The 1,563-nt window shown below is 30.1% G+C and carries 2 protein-coding genes; both read left to right on the top strand.

Translation table 11 applies throughout. The features are described 5' to 3' along the window. The first annotated feature begins 117 nt into the window (after nucleotides 1-117). The gene (locus MPF13_RS15375) at nucleotides 118-618 is read left to right on the top strand and encodes a hypothetical protein (protein WP_249983648.1); all 501 of its coding nucleotides are present in this window, start codon (nucleotides 118-120) and stop codon (nucleotides 616-618) included. A gap of 168 nt (nucleotides 619-786) precedes the next feature. Further along, on the top strand, nucleotides 787-1,371 hold the full coding sequence (locus MPF13_RS15370; protein WP_249983647.1) for an STM3941 family protein: 585 nt from the start codon (nucleotides 787-789) through the stop codon (nucleotides 1,369-1,371). Nucleotides 1,372-1,563 lie beyond the last annotated feature (192 nt).

Genomic DNA, 1,563 nt, shown 5'->3' with positions numbered 1-1,563 from the left:
TAATCAAAGTTTGTTACAATTTTTGTTACTTCTGATTTTCCTGCGGAAAATCCTCGAGCACAAAAATCGCAACTTTCTATAACACAAACACGTTGTAGTGCATTTGAGAAAACCGAAATGAATAGAAAAATTGGAACTTTAATACTGACTTTAATATTTGGAATTACAAGTTGTTCCAGTTCATTTATTGTGCGAACAAAAAAGAAAACAATAAATCTGAAATCACTTTCCGAAAACTCAATAAACGTTGGACTTGATAATGGAATTGTTCAAATCAAATTTGACCGAAATGAATTAATTGACCTTTTTGAAACGGATTTAAAAGAATGGTTTGACCCAAGAATAAAATCATATGTTGACGATTTAAAATCATTGAAATCAGATACGATTTATAAAAAAAATAAAGCAATCGGAACTTTGCCACTTTCTGAATACGAGTTAAAATTCCACTCTCTAATCTTAAACGGAAAAGCGGAAATTGAAATTAAAGAAACAAAAGAGAATTTAAAACGAATTAAATATAAGTTTACAAGAGATAAACTCGGTGGACAAAATGCTTATTTCTATACCGAAAACGGGATTGAATTTTATGAAATTCTACTTGCTTTCGGAGAATAAAAAACGCACTACAACACCGTGTATAAAAAATTGCTAAATTAGTGCTTAATCAAAAGTTGTTGCTTTTTTAATCTTGTCTTAATTTTCCTTCGGAAAATCAGCCAATCTTAAAAACGCAACTTTCTATAACACAAACACGTTGTAACACATTTGACTAAACTACCGCAAATGACTGAAATCAAAATACCTTTAAGCAAAACAAAAATCATTTTACTAATGATTGGTGCATTAGCATTTGTTGTTGGCGGAATTTTTGGAATTATAGATGCTGAACGATTTGCTTCAATTCGCTATCCCAAAAACCTTGTCTTTTATAGTGGATTAGCTTCTGTATTATTCTTTGGACTTTGTTTTGTATTTATTGCTAAAAAAGTTTTCAGCAGAAAATCTGGATTGACTATCAATGAAAATGGAATTATTGACCACTCAAACGCAACGAGTATCGGACTTATCGAATGGAATGATATAACTGGAATAGAAACAATTCAAATTGATGTACCTGTTTATGGTACGTTTTGGAATACTAAATCACCTAAAATGCTGATTATAAAAACAAGTAGTCCTGAAAAATATATCAAGCGCTCAAAAAATATTATTTCGAAAAAAGTAATGGAGGCTAACAATAGAATGTATGGAACACCATTGACAATAATATCGAACACATTAAAAATTAAGTTTTCGGAATTGGAAGAAATGATTACGGAACAATTAAAACAACGGAAAAATAAAAACGTGTTACAACAACGTGTATAATTAATTGCTTTGGCAAGTGCTTATTTGGAAAATTCCTTCGGAATTTTCTCTGGTTCGTTTTTGTTTACTAAATTAGTTGCTAAACCACGCAACTAACCATACACAAACACGTTAGCAAACATTTGATGAAAAAATCCCGAATCATATTAATTCTATTATTTCTTTGCATAATCTCATGCAAAAAGACATCAA

This window comes from Polaribacter sp. Z022 (assembly GCF_023555495.1).
In the GTDB taxonomy this organism is placed as follows: domain Bacteria; phylum Bacteroidota; class Bacteroidia; order Flavobacteriales; family Flavobacteriaceae; genus Polaribacter.
The sequence above is the reverse complement of the archived record's forward strand: the minus strand, read 5'-3'. Positions and strand labels throughout refer to the sequence as shown.

Excerpts from the sequence above, each read along its gene's own strand:
- MPF13_RS15370 (WP_249983647.1), top strand. The coding sequence starts at position 787 with ATGACTGAAATCAAAATACCTTTAAGCAAAACAAAAATCATTTTACTA.
- MPF13_RS15375 (WP_249983648.1), top strand. The coding sequence starts at position 118 with ATGAATAGAAAAATTGGAACTTTAATACTGACTTTAATATTTGGAATT.